This window comes from Aquitalea sp. ASV11 (assembly GCF_016429185.1).
In the GTDB taxonomy this organism is placed as follows: Bacteria; Pseudomonadota; Gammaproteobacteria; order Burkholderiales; family Chromobacteriaceae; genus Aquitalea; species Aquitalea pelogenes.
The window spans coordinates 16,815-32,660 of the sequence record NZ_JAELUD010000004.1 but is presented as its reverse complement, the minus strand read 5'-3'; the positions used below and the strand labels follow the sequence as shown (position 1 = coordinate 32,660).

Here is a 15,846-nt window from a genome sequence, read left to right as displayed (position 1 = left end):
AGTTTTTCTTCTTTTTGGAGTTAAATTTCATGGACTTGATCTCTATTCCTCTTTCGGTTGTTTTCCAGATTGCCATTCTGTCCGGGTTTGTAGGTGCCTTTGTCGTCTTTATTTCCGGCCCTTTCATGCTTTGGTTTTTCCGCTGTGTCGAGCCTTTGCTTTCATTCATTTCCCGCCCCTTGTTCTGGTGCTTGGCTCGTCGCCTTGTTTCTCGCTATCCCATGTCACAAATACGTCGTCGCCTGGTATTGCGCCAGAAGGCGAGGGCACACCGCATTGCAGACTGATTCTAATTTTCTCACTCTCCTGGTACGTCCAAGCCTCGCCGGGACGGCGCACCCCTAGGGGCCACACCGGGATGATTTGTGTCCCGGTGGGGGTAGGGGGCCTTGACCTGCAACAGCAGGTCTTAGGCGGCGCAGGCTATCCCTTGAACAGATCATTCAGCATCAAGCCGAACCGCGCCTGTCGGTGGCAATTCTCCTTGTAAAAATCCCGCTCCATCATCAGTCTTTCAATCAGTTCTGCCTGCTCCTGGACAAGGCTGTTCGCTTGCCGGTACTCGCGGATTTTTGCCATTTCTTCAAAGCTTATGCTTTCGCCCCAGGGCATTGTTATTCGGTCTTGCTGGATGTTGACCGTCCGCCATTTCCCCAGGGCTTCCATGTCCTTTTTCTGTTTCAGGTATAACCATACGTGTCGCGGCACCGGCTTTGCTCCGGTTATCCATGCGTTCCACTGCCTGGTTGTGACGCCCAGCTCCTCGGCGCTAGCTTTGTGGTCGTGTGTAAAGAGTAGTCGTGCCAGCTCCAGCTCGTCGCACTTGAATGTGGTCGTCGGCGAGAGTCTTTTCTTCATCGGTTTGCCAAAATAAAAAGCCCCACGATGGTCGCGGGGCTGGCAATGTAAATTGTGTAAATCACGCATTTTGCATTGCAAATGTGTTGCAGCGTGACAACATCGTATTTGTACGTAGCCGCCCGACTCGAATCCTTCTGATGGTTCGCATAATATATATTATGTCAAATATTATGATAAATCCCAACCGTGAAATTCCATGCATGGTAGCAAAGCTCACACTTCAGTTGCTTAGCTACGCGTATCAAAAAAGGCCCCGTGGGGCCTTTTCACTACTGCAGCTGACGGGTCAGACGCTATCGACATTACTTTGTACTTCGCTTTCGCTCAGTACTTCTTGCGCCCAGACCACGGCTTCCATATAAACACTATTCACCTGACCGATCTCGACTCCCATGTCGGCAGCCAGCCGGGTGATGCTGGCGCTGTCATCCTGTTCACAGGCTTTCGCCAGTTGCAAGGGTGCGGCAAACAGGCCCTTGTCGTGCAGCAATGCATCAGAAATCATGAACGGCAGGTCCAGCGGCTCCAGCGCTTCGCTCAGAGGCATATGGAGCAGCTCGCCCAGCAAGGAGAACATGCCGGTCAGGAACAGATGCTCCGCCTCCAGCTTGTTGCCACGCACGATGCCGAGTTCTTCCATGAAATGGGCTCGGATCAGCGACTTTTCCAGCAAGGACAGGGTTGCACCGCTATCACTTTCCGAGGTGAATAGCAGCAGGGACAGCCATTTGAACAAGGCATTGCGCCCCAGCAGCATCAACCCGTCTTCAATGGTCTGGATCTTGCGAGACAGGCCGTTGACCGGCGAATTGACAAAGCGCAGCAGCTTGAACAGCAATACCGAATCCAGCTTGAACTGGGCTTCCACTTCTGCGGTAGGTGCATTGGCACGGAGCAGGCGCATGATTTCCAGCACCCTGCCCTGATTTGCGCCCTCCTTCTGGCTTACCCTTTGCTGTGCAACCGATAGATAGGAGCCATGAAACAGGGCAAAGCGCTCATTGTTTTTGGCATGGCGGCACAAGGCCAGCTCTTCAGCTGTGTTGATGTTGCGTGCCAGCCAGCGCAGTTGCGGGTAGCGCTGCGGCAGTTGTTCCAGCAAGGGAAACAAGGCGCGGGTATTGGGCGCGGCAAAATCCAGCACCAGGTAATCCAGTCGCTGGTACAGCGCCAATGCGGTGGGGCTGCTGCCGTAACGTGCCGGTTCAACGGCAAAGCGCAGCCCTGCTCCACGCAAGCCATCAAGCTGGGCAATCAGGTCTTCGGTGAGTTGCTCGCCTTCCAGTAAGTCGAGCATGTAAATGGTGCTGTCAGATGGCAGTTCCAGCGACGGCAAATCATCAAGTGAGGCGAGCGAGACATGAATGAAGGCGCGGCGAAAGGTCAGCAGGCGGAAGATGTTCATGTTCTTCAGTGTGCTGAACAACACCCGGTCAAACGTGCGCCGGCCTGCGGGTGTGTGGCTGCCACTCAGCCCGTCCTTGACGGAAAACTCATAGGCAACAATGCGCTGGGACTTGTCCTGGATGGGCTGATGGGAAACAAAGCCCAGGGTCTGTGGCAGGTTGAGCGGTGCACTGTGGCCGGCAGCTTCTTCCACCCTGGCAGGTGGCTGGGCTACAGGGGGGGCTTCCGGTGTGACCTGCTCTCCCCGATTGAGCAAGCCGCCGAATATCTTTTTAAACATTGTTTACTCGCTGACATCAACAGTTAGCCATGCGGGCCAGTCAGCCTGAACTACAGGCCATAGCCGCGCATGACAGTGTAGTCAGAATTGGCATGCATGGACAGTCTGTTGTGAACAAATCAGTTGTGCACAGGAGACTTGCGCAGCCAGCACTCATTCTGAAACACTCCGGCAAAAAATGGAGTCAGCAGTTTGTCGGCATCCTGCACCAGGTCAACCACCTGATTGAGCAACCAGCTGTCGATCAGGCCGCAGATGGTGGAGTGCAGGCAGCCCGCAGCGCAGCGCAGGTCTATTCCCGGGCGCACCAGCCCGGCTTCGGCAGCCTGACTGAGGATGGTATGCAGATTGCCTATCTTTTCCATCAGCCAGTTGCGGTCCATCAAATGGGAATTCTGCATTTCACCCACGTATTCACAGCGCAGGTTGATGATGCCGATAACCCGTGCAATGCGTGGCGTGGTGGTTACCAGCCGCAGCACCCCGCAGCTGTGCAGCCACAAGCGTTGTGCCGGGTTGAGCTCCGGGCAATGTCCAGCCTGCAACAAGACATCCATCATCTCGGCAAATGGTGGAAATGCGCGATCACACATGGCGTTGAACAAGTCGGCCTTGTTGTCGAAATGCCAGTAGATGGCACCACGCGTCAGGCCGGCGTGCTCGGCAATGCTGGCCAGCGTGGTTTTGCTGACGCCCTGTTCCCAGAACAGATGTTCTGCTGCATCCAGCAACAGATGCCTTGTCTTGTCAGCTTCTTCTTTAGTCTTGCGTGCCATTGCGTCATCAATCCGGAAAAGATGACCGGGTACATTGCCCGGTCATTCTGTTTTTTGGGGGAGCACCACCAGAAACTCCCCTGCCAGCAGAAAGCCCGGAATTCTACCCGCCTTTGCTGCCCTGCTCCACTGGCTGCCACCCCCCGCCCAGCACCTTGTACAACGTCACCAGATTGGAAGCTTGCGACAGTTGTGTGCTGATCAGGTCCTGCTGCGCGGTGTAGAGCGTGCGCTGTGCCACCAGCAAGGTCAGGTAGCTGTCGATACCGGCCTTGAAGCGCGCCTCGGACAATTGCAAGCTGCGCTGGCTGGACTGCACCAGTGCCTGCTGTGCCTTCAGCTGGGTGCCCACCGTGCCACGGATTGCCAGCGCGTCGGACACTTCACGGAATGCAGTCTGCACAGCCTTGTCGTACTTGGCGACCGCGATTTCCCGTGCCACTTTTGCCGATTCAAGATTGGCGCTCAGACTGCCGGCATTGAAAATGGGCAGGTTGATGGACGGGCTGAACGACCAGGCCCCGCTACCAGCCTTGAACAGATCGGACAAATTGCTGGAGCTGGCTCCGGCACTTGCCGTCAGGCTGATACTGGGGAAGAACTTGGCCCGTGCTGCACCGATATTGGCATCCGCGGCTTTCAGGTCGTGCTCGGCCGCCAGAATGTCCGGACGGCGTTGCAGCAAGGAAGACGGCAGACCGGCCGGCAGGTCTGCCAACTGCCCCGGCAGCAACTGGACATTGCTGCTGCGCAGATCTTCCGGCAGCGCCGTGCCAAGTAGCAGCGTCAGCGCGTTTTCGTCCTGCGCTACCTGGCTCTGGTAACTGGCCTGGGCCGACTGGGCGGATTGCACCGTGGTTTCGGCACTGCTGAGGTCCAGATCGGTAGCGGCACCCAGCTCCAGCTTGCGCCGTGTCAGCTCAAGCGAAGCAAGCTGTGACTGCAGTGTGTTTTCAGCCACTTTCAGATGCTGGCGATCCGCCAGCAAGGTCAGGTAGGCATTGGCCACTTCTGCAACCAGCGAAATCTGCGTACTGCGCCGGGTTTCTTCCAGCGAGAAGAAATTTTCCAGTGCTTGCTGCTTCAGGCTGGACAAGCGGCCGAACACATCCAGTTCGTAAGAACTGAAACCGATTCCAGCACTGTAGCTGTGGCTGATATACGCGCTGCCGGTGCTGCTGCTATTGGCGGAAATACGCTGATTGGTACCACTACCACTGGCACTGATGGCCGGGAACAGGCTTGCCTTCTGGATCTGGTAACTTGCGCGCGCCGTTTCGATATTCAGGGCAGCCACGCGCAGGTCGCGGTTGTTTTCCAGAGCCAGGCGTATCAGCCGCTGCATGGCAGGGTCGGTAAAGAATTGCTGCCATGCCAGTTGAGCGGCATCAGTACTGCCGGCCTTATCAGCCGGAACACCCTGATACGCCGGGCCGGTGGGCCACTGCGCCGGCAATACATTGGCCGGTTGCTGGTAAACCGGAATCAGCGAGCAGCCTGCCAGCGCACTGGCCAGCATGCCCAGACTGAAAACCTTGATGAAGCGGGACATTACAGGCCCTCCTTGCTGATGCCGTGCATGTCATCCGCCAGTTTCTTGGGCGGGAAGCGACGGCGGACGACCACGAAGAATACCGGAACCAGGAAAATCGCCAGTACGGTGGCGGAGATCATGCCACCCATCACGCCGGTACCAATGGCGTTCTGACTGCCGGAACCTGCGCCATGGCTGATCACCAGCGGCAAGATACCCAGAATGAAGGCCAGAGAGGTCATCAGGATGGGGCGCAGACGCATGCGTACTGCTTCCATGGTGGCGGCAATCAATTCCTTGCCGTGTTCTTGCTGCTCTTTGGCAAACTCCACGATCAGGATGGCGTTTTTCGCCGCCAGACCAATGGTGGTAAGCAAGCCCACCTGGAAATACACGTCATTGGTAAGGCCGCGCAGGCTGGCAGCCAGCAAGGCACCAATCACGCCCAGCGGCACCACCATCATCACCGAGAACGGAATCGACCAGCTTTCATACAGTGCAGCCAGGCACAGGAACACGATCAGCAGCGAAATGGCATACAGTGCCGGTGCCTGCGAGCCGGACAAACGCTCTTCATACGACAGGCCGGTCCATTCAAAACCGATGCCGGCAGGCAGCTGCTTGATCAGGTTTTCCATTTCCGCCATGGCGGTACCGGTACTCACTCCAGCAGCCGGGGAGCCCTGGATTTCCACCGACGACTGGCCGTTATAGCGCTCCAGCCGCGGCGAACCGAAACCCCAGTGCGAACTGGCAAAGGCAGAGAATGGCACCATGGCACCGCTGCTGTTACGCACATACCAGTTGGCCAGGTCTTCTGGCGACATGCGGTATGGCGCGTCACCTTGCAGATATACCTTCTTGATGCGGCCACGATCAATGAAGTCGTTGACGTAGCTGGAACCAATGGCGGTACTCAGCGTGGTATTGATGTCGGAGACGGAAACACCCAGCGCATTGGCTTTTTCGTGGTCCACATCCAGCAGGTATTGCGGGTTGTCACTCAGGCCGTTGGGGCGCACGGCCATCAGCTTGGGGTTCTTCGCTGCCATGCCCAGCAACTGGTTACGCGCCGCCATCAGCTTGTCATGCCCAAGACCGGCACGGTCTTGCAATTGCAGGTCGAAGCCGGAGGCATTGCCCAGTTCCATCACCGCCGGAGGCGCAAAGGCGAAGATCATCGCGTCGCGAATCTGGCTGAATGCACCCATGGCGCGGCCAGCAACCGCCTTCACGGTCAGGTCCGGACGATTGCGCTCATCCCAGGGCTTGAGCTGGACAAAGCCCAGACCCATGTTCTGGCCACTACCGGCAAAACCAAAGCCAGACACGGTAAACAGCGAGCTGACAGCCGGGTCGTTCAGGAAGTGCTTTTGCACTTGCAGCAATGCTGCATCAGTACGTTCCTGCGTAGCACCCGGTGGCAATTGCACCTGGGTAAACAGGATGCCTTGGTCTTCTTCCGGCAGGAAGGAAGTAGGCAGGCGCATGAACAATACCGCCATGGCGATGATGATGCCGGCGTAAATCACCATATAGCGCAGGGACTTCTGCAACATGCGCGAGACGATGCCTTGGTAGCGCTCGTTATTACGGTCAAACGTGCGGTTGAACCAGCCAAACACGCCGGTGTATTCGTGGCCGACGCCATGGCCTTTTTCAACCGGCTTGAGCAAGGTGGCACACAAGGCCGGGGTCAGTACCAGCGCCACCAGCACCGACAGCGCCATGGAGGACACCACGGTAATGGAGAATTGACGATAAATCACACCGGTAGAACCACCGAAGAAGGCCATCGGCACGAATACCGCAGCCAGCACCAGTGCAATGCCGATCAGCGCGCCGGTAATCTGCCCCATGGATTTGCGCGTGGCTTCACGCGGTGGCAAGCCCTCCTCGCTCATCACCCGTTCCACGTTTTCCACCACCACGATAGCATCGTCCACCAGCAGGCCGATGGCCAGCACCAGGCCGAACATGGTCAGCGTGTTGATGGAAAAGCCGGTGGCCGCCATCACGCCAAAGGTACCCAGCAGCACCACAGGTACGGCAATGGTGGGAATCAGCGTGGCACGGAAGTTTTGCAGGAATACATACATCACCACAAACACCAGGCCAATGGCTTCCACCAGCGTCTTGACCACTTCTTCGATGGAAATCTTCACAAAAGGCGTGGTGTCGTAGGGGTAAACCGCTTTCACGCCCTTGGGGAAGTAGGCCGACAGTTCGGTCACCTTGTTGCGCACGGCCTGGGCGGTATCCAGCGCATTGGCCCCGCTGGCCAGCTTGATGGCCACACCGGTTGCCGGCTTGCCGTTAAACAAGGCCTTGGTGCGGTAGGTTTCGGCACCCAGCTCGATACGCGCCACGTCTTTCAGCAGCACGCGCGAGCCATCTGCACTCACCTTCAGCAAGATCTTGCCAAACTGCTCGGCGCTGGACAGACGGGTTTGCGCCACGATGGTGGCATTCAGCTGCTGACCGGGCTTGGCTGGCAGGCCGCCTAGCTGACCGGCGGAAACCTGGGCATTTTGTGCGGTAATGGCCGTAGTGACATCAGCAGTAGTCAGCTGGTAGCTGTTGAGCTTGTTCGGGTCCAGCCAGATACGCATTGCGTATTGCGAACCAAACAAGGTGACTTCACCCACCCCGTTTACCCGGCTGAGCGAATCCTGCAGGTTGCTGGCCACGTAATCGCCCAGGTCAGTGCCGCTCATGCTGCCGTCTTCGGAAACAAAACCCACCACCATCAGGAAGTTACGTGCCGATTTGGTGACAGTAATACCCTGCTGCTGCACTACGGTAGGCAAGGTAGCCATGGCTGATTGCAGCTTGTTCTGCACCTGTACCTGCGCGGTATCCGGGTTGGTGCCGGCATCAAAGGTCATGGTGATGGTGACCGCACCAGTGTCGTCACTGGTGGAGTTCATGTAACGCAGGTGGTCGATACCCTGCATTTTCTGCTCGATCACCTGAGTGACACTGTCTTCAACGGTTTTGGCCGATGCACCCGGATAGGTGGCATTGATGGCGATCTGCGGCGGCGCAATGGCCGGATATTGCGATATCGGCAGGCTGCGGATCGACAACAAACCCGCCAGCATGATCACGATGGCAATCACCCAGGCAAAGATTGGCCGGTCGATAAAAAATTTGGACATGAATCTTTCCCTGATTTACTTGGCGGCAGAGGCATTGGTTTTCAGCGGCTCGGCTTTGACAGCGGCGCCATCCTGCACCTTCATCAAGCCTTCCACCACGATGCGCTCGCCACCTTGCAAGCCGCCATCCACCAGCCATTTGTCGCCGATGGTCTGACTGGTCTTGATGATGCGGGCATGCGCCTTGTTATCCTGACCCACCACCATGACCACGGCCTCGCCTTTCTGGTTGCGGCTGACAGCCGGTTGCGGAACCAGCAAGGCGTTATGACGCACGCCCTGCTCCAGACGGGCACGTACAAACATGCCCGGCAGCAGCTCGCCATTCGGGTTATCAAAGGTAGCGCGCAAGGTCACCATGCCGGTGCCGGAATCCACAGTGATGTCGGAGAACTCCAGTTCACCGCTCTGCGCATATTCGCTGCCGTCTTCCAGAATCAGCTTCACCTTGGCCTTGCCGGCCTGGTTCTGCAAAGCGCCCTTGGCAAAATCACGACGCAGGCGTAGCAACTCGGTGCTGGACTGGGTCATGTCGACATAGGCGGTGGACAGTTGCTGAACGGTAGCCAGCGCCGTGGTCTGATTGGCGGTTACCAGTGCACCGGCGGTCACGCTGGATTTGCCGATACGACCGCTGACCGGAGCGGTAATGCGGGTATATGCCAGATTGATGCGGGCGGTTTCCAGCGCGGCCTTGGCGGTAGCCACATCGGCACGCGCCTGCAGCAAGGCGGCATGTGCATCGTCATTGTCCTGGCTGCTGATTGCCTTGATTTCCACCAGCTGCGCATAACGCTTGGCCTTGAGCTCGGCCGATGTCAGGGTCGCCTCAGCCTTGGCCAGGCTGGCTTGAGCGGTTTGGTATGCGGCCTGATAGGTATCGGGGTTAATCTGGTACAAAACCTGGCCTGCCTTGACGTTGCTGCCTTCAGCAAACAGGCGCTTCTGGATGATGCCGCCAACCTGGGGGCGGATTTCGGCGACGGTAAACGCTGAAATGCGCGCCGGCAGTTCGCGGGCGATCACGGTATCCTGCGGCTGCAGCGTAATTACGCCGACGCTGACCGGGCCGGCTGCAGGCATGGCGGCATTTTGCGACTGACCGCAGCTGCTCAGGGCTGCTGTCAGGAGCAAAGCGGCAACAGCCTTGAGTGCGGGTGTGGCTTGCTTGATGTGCATAGACATTCCAGTTCTTGATTTTATGAAAGCTGCGCTGAGCCAGTGCATGGCTGCCCAGTTCATGATGCAGTACAGGCATTTTAAATACATACGCGTTTGTATGCATTAATTTTGCGGAGAAAAAATGTAAAGGACAGCTTCTGACTAAGTAGCAAGCGTGAAAACTAGCCAGTTTTCATGTGATTTATTAGGTTTTAGTCGAATGTTTTGTTAACGATGATTAATAAAAATGACTTTTTTGCTACACCACGTATTTTTACTTAGTATATTTTCGTGTTTTTTGTCATGTGGATGATGCGGCAGGCATGCAGCAGGGTTATGATCAAAGCGTCAGACAGCCAAGCAAAGCCAAACGAAGAGAACAAGCCTTGAATACTGGATGAACAAGCAGAACGGCCCTGGGGAGGGCCACTGCAGCGGGAGAACAGCATCGGGGAAGATGCGAAGTAGCCGGAAGTACGCACAAGCCGTGAGCGCAGTCAGCATCGGGTGGGGACCTCGCTGACACGCACCAGAAACGGCATGAAAAATGAAGGGCAAAACTTGAAAGGCCGCGCAAGCGGCCTTTTCTTATTGTGCCGGCAGCTGATGCAAAACCGCCTAGCGCAGCCGGACATCCTCAAAGCCGAAGGATCCGTTCGGGTTCATCACAAAACCCTCCACCTCCTTGCGCAGCGGAATATAAATGCGTGAGTGCGCCATGGTGATCCAGGGACGTTCGCGCTTGAAGATTTCCTGTGCTTTCAGGTAATAAGCTGTCCGCTCCTTTTTATCCGATGCCTGCCTTCCCTTGCTGAGCAGCTCATCAAACTGCGCATTGCAAAAGCGCTGCCCGCCCTTGCTTACCGCGCAAGACAGCGAGGTTGACAGAAAATCGTCCGGATCTCCGGAGTCACTGGTTACGCCACTCATGTACACATCGTGCTCCCCCTGCGCGGCACGGCGCAGATACTCGCCCCACTCGTAACTCTGGATGGTGGTCTTGACGCCGATTCTGGCCCAGTCCTGCTGAATCATCTGCGCCATCAGCTTGCCATTGGGGTTGGTGGGGCGCTGAACCGGCAAGGCCCACAGATTGATGGTAAAGCCGTCCGGATAACCTGCCCTGGCCAACAGTTGGCGCGCCCGTGCCGGGTTGTATTCATTGCGGGTACGTGGATTCCAGCTCCACACGGTGGGCGGATAGGGGTTGATGGCCTGGATGGCCCCGCCTTTGGGAAACAGCGCCTTGAACAAGGCATTGCGGTCAATCGCAATATCCAGCGCTTCCCTCACCTCGCGCCTGGCCAGTTGCGGACGATGCAAGTTGAACGCCAGGTAGGAAATGTTCATCGCGCCTGTGCTGACCAGCTTGATGGCCGGGTCAGACTGCAAAGCATCCAGATCATCCTCCCTCACGGCAGCGGCTATCTGGCATTCATTGTTTTTCAGCTTCTGGATACGCACCTGCGGGTCAGTGACAATGGCAAAAATCAGGTTGCCGGTTTGCTGGGGGCGGCCCCAGTACGAGGGGTTGGCAGCAAAGCGCACGGCCGAGTCCTTGGCATAGCTCTTGAATTGATAAGGACCGGTGCCAATCGGGAAGCGGTTGATATCAGCTGCCCGATGTTGCTGCAATAGCTGACTGGCGTACTCGGCCGATTGCATGCCGGCAAAACCCATGGCCAGGAAGCTCAGGAAGGCAGCATTGCGCTGCTTCAGTACCAGGCGGACAGTGTAGGGATCCACCTTTTCTATGCGCAGGATGGACTGCGCAAGCCCGGAGTTGGCCGGCCCCAGCAACTGGGTCTTGAATGCCTGATTGAATGGCTGGGTCGGGTCGATCCAGCGCTGCACGGTAAAAACCACATCATCGGCAGAAAACGTATTCTTTGGCTTGAAATAATCGGTCGTCTGAAAACGCACACCCTTGCGCAGATGGAATGTGTAAGTCAGCCCGTCCGCAGATAGCTCCCATTTGCTGGCCAGCGCGGGAATGATGTCAGTCCCTCCCCGCTTGAATGCGACCAGTCCCTGAAAAATCTGCCGTGTCACATTATAAGTAGAGGCGCTATCCCACAGCGCCGGATCAAAACCTTCCGGTGCGGTTTCGGCGCAAAACACCAGGGAACGCCCCGCCTGGGCCAGCGGTGAAAGACCTGACATGAGCACAAGCAGCGCCAGCAAGTGGAATCTCATTGATTGTTCTCCGTTGCTCACCGGCACTCGCCGGACAAGCTTGCCAGTGACTGGCAATGATAAGGCAGGATGCAGTCGTCAACAGCATCGTGAGCGAAGTGCAAGAGTTCAACTTCCCCGGGGCTGACTGTCAATAGTCAACATGACGTGGCGTAACACACTTTGGCAAAAAAATGGCAATCTTGTCAGGGGATTGTCAGTGTTACAGCTGAACGTATATAAAAAAAATCCCGGCGGGGACCGGGATTAAACGTTTAGCGGGGATAGATACGAGGCGGGAAACCTCGCACTTGTATTTATAACTATCAAATAACCCCTAGTCAAATAAATATTTGCTTACATATGAAGGCAAATAACAAAAAAGGCAGCTTTCGCTGCCTTTGTCATTGCGCCTTTTGATCAGGAGCCTTGCTTGTTCATCTTGCGACGCTCGTGCTCTTGCAGGTAGCGTTTGCGAATGCGGATGGACTTGGGCGTGATTTCAACCAGTTCGTCGTCATCGATGAATTCAACGGCAGACTCCAGGGTCATCTTCACCGGGGTGGTCAGGCGTACGGCTTCGTCAGTACCGGAGGCACGAACGTTAGTCAGCTGCTTGCCCTTCACCGGGTTTACCACCAGGTCGTTGTCACGGCTGTGAATGCCGATGATCATGCCTTCGTACAGCTTGTCGCCCGGGGAAACAAACATGCGACCGCGGTCTTCCAGCTTCCACAGTGCATAGGCAACGGCTTCGCCGTTTTCCTGGGAGATCAGCACGCCGTTATGGCGACCCGGCATGTCCGGCTTCACCGGTGCGTAGTCGTCAAATACGTGGCTCATCAGGCCGGTACCACGGGTCATGGTCATGAAGTCGGACTGGAAGCCGATCAGGCCACGCGCCGGAATATGGTATTCCAGGCGAGTACGACCCATGCCGTCGGATTCCATATTGGTCAGTTCGCCACGGCGACGACCGATTTCTTCCATGATGGCGCCCTGATGATCATCTTCCAGGTCGATGGTCAGGTTTTCATACGGCTCGCACTTCTCGCCGTTGATTTCCTTGAACACCACGCGCGGCTTGGCCACGGCCATTTCAAAGCCTTCACGACGCATGTTTTCCAGCAGAATGGTCAGGTGCAATTCACCACGACCGGACACGCGGAACACGTCGGAGTCTTCGGTTTCTTCAACGCGCAGGGCAACGTTGGTCAGCAATTCCTTGGTCAGTCGGTCACGGATCTGACGCGAGGTCACGAACTTGCCTTCGGTACCGGCCAGCGGCGAGGAGTTCACCATGAAGTCCATGGTCAGGGTCGGTTCGTCTACCGACAGTACCGGCAAGCCAGCCGGTTGGTCCTTGTCACAGATGGTCACGCCGATACCGATGTCTTCGATACCGGAAATGATCACGATGTCACCGGCTTCGGCTTCGGCCACTTCCACGCGCTCAAGGCCCTTGAAGCCCAGCAGCTGGTTGATACGGCCGGAAGCAACCTGATCTTCGTGATTCATCACCACCACTTGCTGACCCGGCTTGATGCGACCGTTCAGGATGCGGCCCAGACCCAGGCGGCCGGTGTAAGTGGAGTAGTCCAGAGCGGAGATTTGCAGTTGCAGCGGTGCGTCTGCGCTACCGTTCGGCAGCGGAACATGCTTCAGCACGGTGTCGAACAGCGGACGCATGTTGTCGGATTCCTGATCCAGTTCCAGCTTGGCAAAGCCGTTCAGGCCGGAAGCGTAGATGATGGGGAAATCCAGTTGTTCGTCGGTGGCACCCAGTTTGTCGAACAGGTCGAAGGTTTGGTCCACAACCCAGTCCGGACGGGCGCCCGGACGGTCAACCTTGTTGATCACCACGATGGGGCGCAGGCCAAGGGCCAGGGCTTTCTTGGTCACGAAACGGGTTTGCGGCATCGGGCCTTCAACGGCATCCACCAGCAGCAGCACGCCGTCCACCATGCCCAGTACACGTTCCACTTCACCGCCGAAGTCGGCGTGTCCCGGAGTGTCCACGATGTTGATATGCACGCCTTCGTAATCGATGGCGGTGTTCTTGGCCAGAATGGTAATGCCACGCTCTTTTTCAAGATCGTTGCTGTCCATTACGCGTTCATCTACCTGCTGGTTCTCGCGGAAGGTGCCGGACTGGCGCAGCAACTGGTCAACGAGGGTGGTTTTGCCATGGTCCACGTGGGCAATAATGGCAATATTACGAATCTGTCGTGTCATGTTTCGGAATTCGGTCGGTTGAAGCGGAAAAATCGTAAGATTCTATCACGTACAGCGCCAACAACCCAAAGCATTATCGCGACAAGCCATGATGATTTGGTTACACTGCGCGCCAAAATCCACGCAAACACAGATTATCAAGGAGTCGACCATGTATGACTGGGACGCCCTGTGGCATGAACATGAAGGTTATCGCACCGGTTTTGCCGTGCATCACAACGACGCCAACCTGCTGGCAGACGAGCTGTCGGCCAAGCTGATGAAGCCGGCCCAGCATCCCACTGACGTGGCAGTTTACGAGACCCCGGACAAATTCATCCTGGCCGGTCACGACGATGGCCTGCAGCTGCTGGAAGTGTTCAAGCACGGCATGTTCGACATCACGCTGCGCCTGGTCACCGAAGATGAAGGACTGGACGAACCTGCCCTGCCCTATGTCGAAATCCATGTCGACAACCTGGCCACCGAAGAGCAGTCGGTGTGGCGCGGCGCAGTGAGCCGTGACGAAGAAGGCCGTATCTGGGTGGGCAATCGCACGCTGGAAGAGCAAGTCATGCCGGCCATGCCGTTTGACGAACTGTCCTTTACCGATAACGCCCATTTCCGCGATGAGCTGCATCGCGTGTGGCAGGAGGACTTGCCGCAGCTGAAGCCCTTGATTGATGCCTGGTTTGATCACACCGACCTGAGCGGCACCGCCGAGCCGCATCATTATGGTGACGAAGCGCGGGTACAGCAGATTTGCGACCGCTACGCGGAAATCGTGCGTCGTGAACAAGCCGTACTGTCGCGCCAGTTTGGCGACGCCGAGCTGCAACTGATTGCCCACGTGCTGAAGAATGTCCGCTTTGAAGAAGCAGCATCCTGCCGCGGCGTATGGCTGGCGGTGGAAACCTGCATGATTGACGAGGAGCTGGACCAGCACTTCAAAGTGGATGGCGAAGCCCTGCTGCTCAAGATGAAAAACCTGTCTTATTCGCAGGAAGTGGCGCTGATCGAAGCGCTGTCGCCCCTGCCGGCCGGCCCCACCGCCGCCTGATTCATCCAGAAATACCAGAGCCTGCCGAAACATGACGGCAGGCTTTTTTCATGGCGTACGCGGCAGGCAAAAAAAGGGGGCGATAGCCGCATCGCCCCGAATCCCATCCATACCAGTCAGAGGTGAAACACCTCCCACGGCGCACACAGTACGTGTTGCAGATTACGCTGTCATGACAGGAAAGAAGGTCAGTACCACCTTGCCCAGATTGGCATTGGCTTCCATATGGGCATGCGCCTCTGCCACTTGCTGCCAGGGATAGGAGCTATCCACCGTGGTGTTCAGCCTGCCTGCCGTGATGGCGGGCAGAATGGTATCGGCCAGTGCCTGCGCCAGCGGGACCTTTTTCGCCAGTGGCTGGGAACGCAGGGTGGAGCCAATCACTGACAGCCGCTTCATCAGCACCAGGCCCAGATTGAGTTCGGCCTTGCCACCACCCATGATGCCGATATTCACCAGTCGTCCATCCTGCTTCAGGCTGGCGAGGTTTTCAGCCAGATAAGCAGCGCCTACCGGGTCCAGAATCATGTCCACCCCGCCCCACTCCTTCACCAGACGGGAAAAGGCTGGCGTTTCCTTGTAGTTGAATACTTGCTTCGCACCCATTTCGCGGCAGAATTGCAGCTTGTCTGCGCTACCAGCACTGGCAAACGGGTGCGCACCCAGCAAGCAGGCCAGCTGAATGGCGCAAGCCCCCACGCCACTGGCTCCGGCATGGATCAGCACATTATCCCCGGCCTTTACCTGCCCCACCTGCACCAGGTTCAGCCATGCCGTCATCCATGCCTCCGGCAGGCTGGCGGCTTCCACCCAGGACATTTCATCCGGCTTGGCAATGGCCAGCACTTCATCCAGTACGGCATATTCGGCATAGGCACCACCCGCCACCAGACCAAACACAGCATCGCCGGGCTGATGGCGGCTGTTGTCGTCTGCCTCCACCACGACACCGGCAATTTCCAGCCCCAGAATGCTGCTGGCACCGGGCGGCGGCGGGTAATGGCCCTCTCGCTGCACAATGTCAGCGCGGTTGATGCCGGCCGCCATCACCTGCACCAGCAATTGGCCAGCCTGTCGCTGCGGACGCGGGGCTTCGCCGATATAAAGTGTTTCCACACCACCCGGTGCATCTTGCAAAACTGCCTGCATCATCTTGCTTGCCTTTCCTTTTGCCGCCTGTACTCAGGCAAAATCCGCACTGCATGAAACTGAGCCAG

Annotated in this window: 11 protein-coding genes; 2 read left to right on the top strand and 9 right to left on the bottom strand. The window is 57.0% G+C overall.

Annotated elements, in window-relative coordinates; genetic code table 11:
* Positions 1 to 29 precede the first annotated feature (29 nt).
* Entirely contained in the window at positions 30 to 287 is a 258-nt protein-coding gene (locus JHD62_RS02580) for a hypothetical protein (protein ID WP_199101644.1), read from the top strand.
* A 136-nt stretch (positions 288 to 423) separates the two neighbouring features.
* Here JHD62_RS02580 and JHD62_RS02575 read toward each other — a convergent pair whose 3' ends face one another.
* The 8 genes from JHD62_RS02575 to typA form a co-directional block, all read right to left on the bottom strand.
* Positions 424 to 927 carry a hypothetical protein gene (locus tag JHD62_RS02575; RefSeq protein ID WP_199101643.1) on the bottom strand — a complete coding sequence of 168 codons (504 nt, stop codon included), beginning with the start codon at positions 925 to 927 and terminating at the stop codon, positions 424 to 426.
* 220 nt (positions 928 to 1,147) lie between these two features.
* Positions 1,148 to 2,548, bottom strand: coding sequence for an EAL and HDOD domain-containing protein (locus tag JHD62_RS02570; protein WP_199101642.1), 1,401 nt, complete (start codon positions 2,546 to 2,548; stop codon positions 1,148 to 1,150).
* A 119-nt stretch (positions 2,549 to 2,667) separates the two neighbouring features.
* Positions 2,668 to 3,324 (bottom strand): TetR family transcriptional regulator, encoded by a 657-nt coding sequence (locus JHD62_RS02565; protein ID WP_199101641.1) that lies wholly within the window; start codon positions 3,322 to 3,324, stop codon positions 2,668 to 2,670.
* A 103-nt stretch (positions 3,325 to 3,427) separates the two neighbouring features.
* Positions 3,428 to 4,876 (bottom strand): efflux transporter outer membrane subunit, encoded by a 1,449-nt coding sequence (locus JHD62_RS02560; protein ID WP_199101640.1) that lies wholly within the window; start codon positions 4,874 to 4,876, stop codon positions 3,428 to 3,430.
* The gene (locus JHD62_RS02555; protein ID WP_199101639.1) at positions 4,876 to 8,019 is read right to left on the bottom strand and encodes an efflux RND transporter permease subunit; all 3,144 of its coding nucleotides are present in this window, start codon (positions 8,017 to 8,019) and stop codon (positions 4,876 to 4,878) included. The genes JHD62_RS02560 and JHD62_RS02555 overlap by 1 nt, the downstream gene beginning before the upstream one ends.
* Positions 8,020 to 8,034: 15 nt before the next feature.
* On the bottom strand, positions 8,035 to 9,198 hold the full coding sequence (locus JHD62_RS02550) for an efflux RND transporter periplasmic adaptor subunit (protein WP_199101638.1): 1,164 nt from the start codon (positions 9,196 to 9,198) through the stop codon (positions 8,035 to 8,037).
* A 600-nt stretch (positions 9,199 to 9,798) separates the two neighbouring features.
* Positions 9,799 to 11,343, bottom strand: coding sequence for an ABC transporter substrate-binding protein (locus JHD62_RS02545; protein ID WP_233160549.1), 1,545 nt, complete (start codon positions 11,341 to 11,343; stop codon positions 9,799 to 9,801).
* 432 nt (positions 11,344 to 11,775) lie between these two features.
* Positions 11,776 to 13,590, bottom strand: coding sequence for a translational GTPase TypA (gene typA, locus JHD62_RS02540; protein ID WP_045846971.1), 1,815 nt, complete (start codon positions 13,588 to 13,590; stop codon positions 11,776 to 11,778).
* Between the two features lie 151 nt (positions 13,591 to 13,741).
* On the opposite strand from typA, the gene JHD62_RS02535 reads away from it, so the two are divergent.
* The gene (locus JHD62_RS02535) at positions 13,742 to 14,629 is read left to right on the top strand and encodes a hypothetical protein (protein WP_199101636.1); all 888 of its coding nucleotides are present in this window, start codon (positions 13,742 to 13,744) and stop codon (positions 14,627 to 14,629) included.
* A 162-nt stretch (positions 14,630 to 14,791) separates the two neighbouring features.
* On the opposite strand, the gene JHD62_RS02530 is transcribed toward JHD62_RS02535, so the two are convergent.
* Positions 14,792 to 15,781 carry an NAD(P)H-quinone oxidoreductase gene (locus JHD62_RS02530; RefSeq protein WP_233160547.1) on the bottom strand — a complete coding sequence of 330 codons (990 nt, stop codon included), beginning with the start codon at positions 15,779 to 15,781 and terminating at the stop codon, positions 14,792 to 14,794.
* Positions 15,782 to 15,846 lie beyond the last annotated feature (65 nt).

What these genes read in the sequence shown, in the direction of transcription:
- JHD62_RS02580 (WP_199101644.1), top strand. Translation starts at nt 30, where the DNA reads ATGGACTTGATCTCTATTCCTCTTTCGGTTGTTTTCCAGATTGCCATT.
- JHD62_RS02575 (WP_199101643.1), bottom strand. Translation starts at nt 927, where the DNA reads ATGCGTGATTTACACAATTTACATTGCCAGCCCCGCGACCATCGTGGG.
- JHD62_RS02570 (WP_199101642.1), bottom strand. Translation starts at nt 2,548, where the DNA reads ATGTTTAAAAAGATATTCGGCGGCTTGCTCAATCGGGGAGAGCAGGTC.
- JHD62_RS02565 (WP_199101641.1), bottom strand. Translation starts at nt 3,324, where the DNA reads ATGGCACGCAAGACTAAAGAAGAAGCTGACAAGACAAGGCATCTGTTG.
- JHD62_RS02560 (WP_199101640.1), bottom strand. Translation starts at nt 4,876, where the DNA reads ATGTCCCGCTTCATCAAGGTTTTCAGTCTGGGCATGCTGGCCAGTGCG.
- JHD62_RS02555 (WP_199101639.1), bottom strand. Translation starts at nt 8,019, where the DNA reads ATGTCCAAATTTTTTATCGACCGGCCAATCTTTGCCTGGGTGATTGCC.
- JHD62_RS02550 (WP_199101638.1), bottom strand. Translation starts at nt 9,198, where the DNA reads ATGCACATCAAGCAAGCCACACCCGCACTCAAGGCTGTTGCCGCTTTG.
- JHD62_RS02545 (WP_233160549.1), bottom strand. Translation starts at nt 11,343, where the DNA reads ATGTCAGGTCTTTCACCGCTGGCCCAGGCGGGGCGTTCCCTGGTGTTT.
- typA (WP_045846971.1), bottom strand. Translation starts at nt 13,590, where the DNA reads ATGACACGACAGATTCGTAATATTGCCATTATTGCCCACGTGGACCAT.
- JHD62_RS02535 (WP_199101636.1), top strand. Translation starts at nt 13,742, where the DNA reads ATGTATGACTGGGACGCCCTGTGGCATGAACATGAAGGTTATCGCACC.
- JHD62_RS02530 (WP_233160547.1), bottom strand. Translation starts at nt 15,781, where the DNA reads ATGATGCAGGCAGTTTTGCAAGATGCACCGGGTGGTGTGGAAACACTT.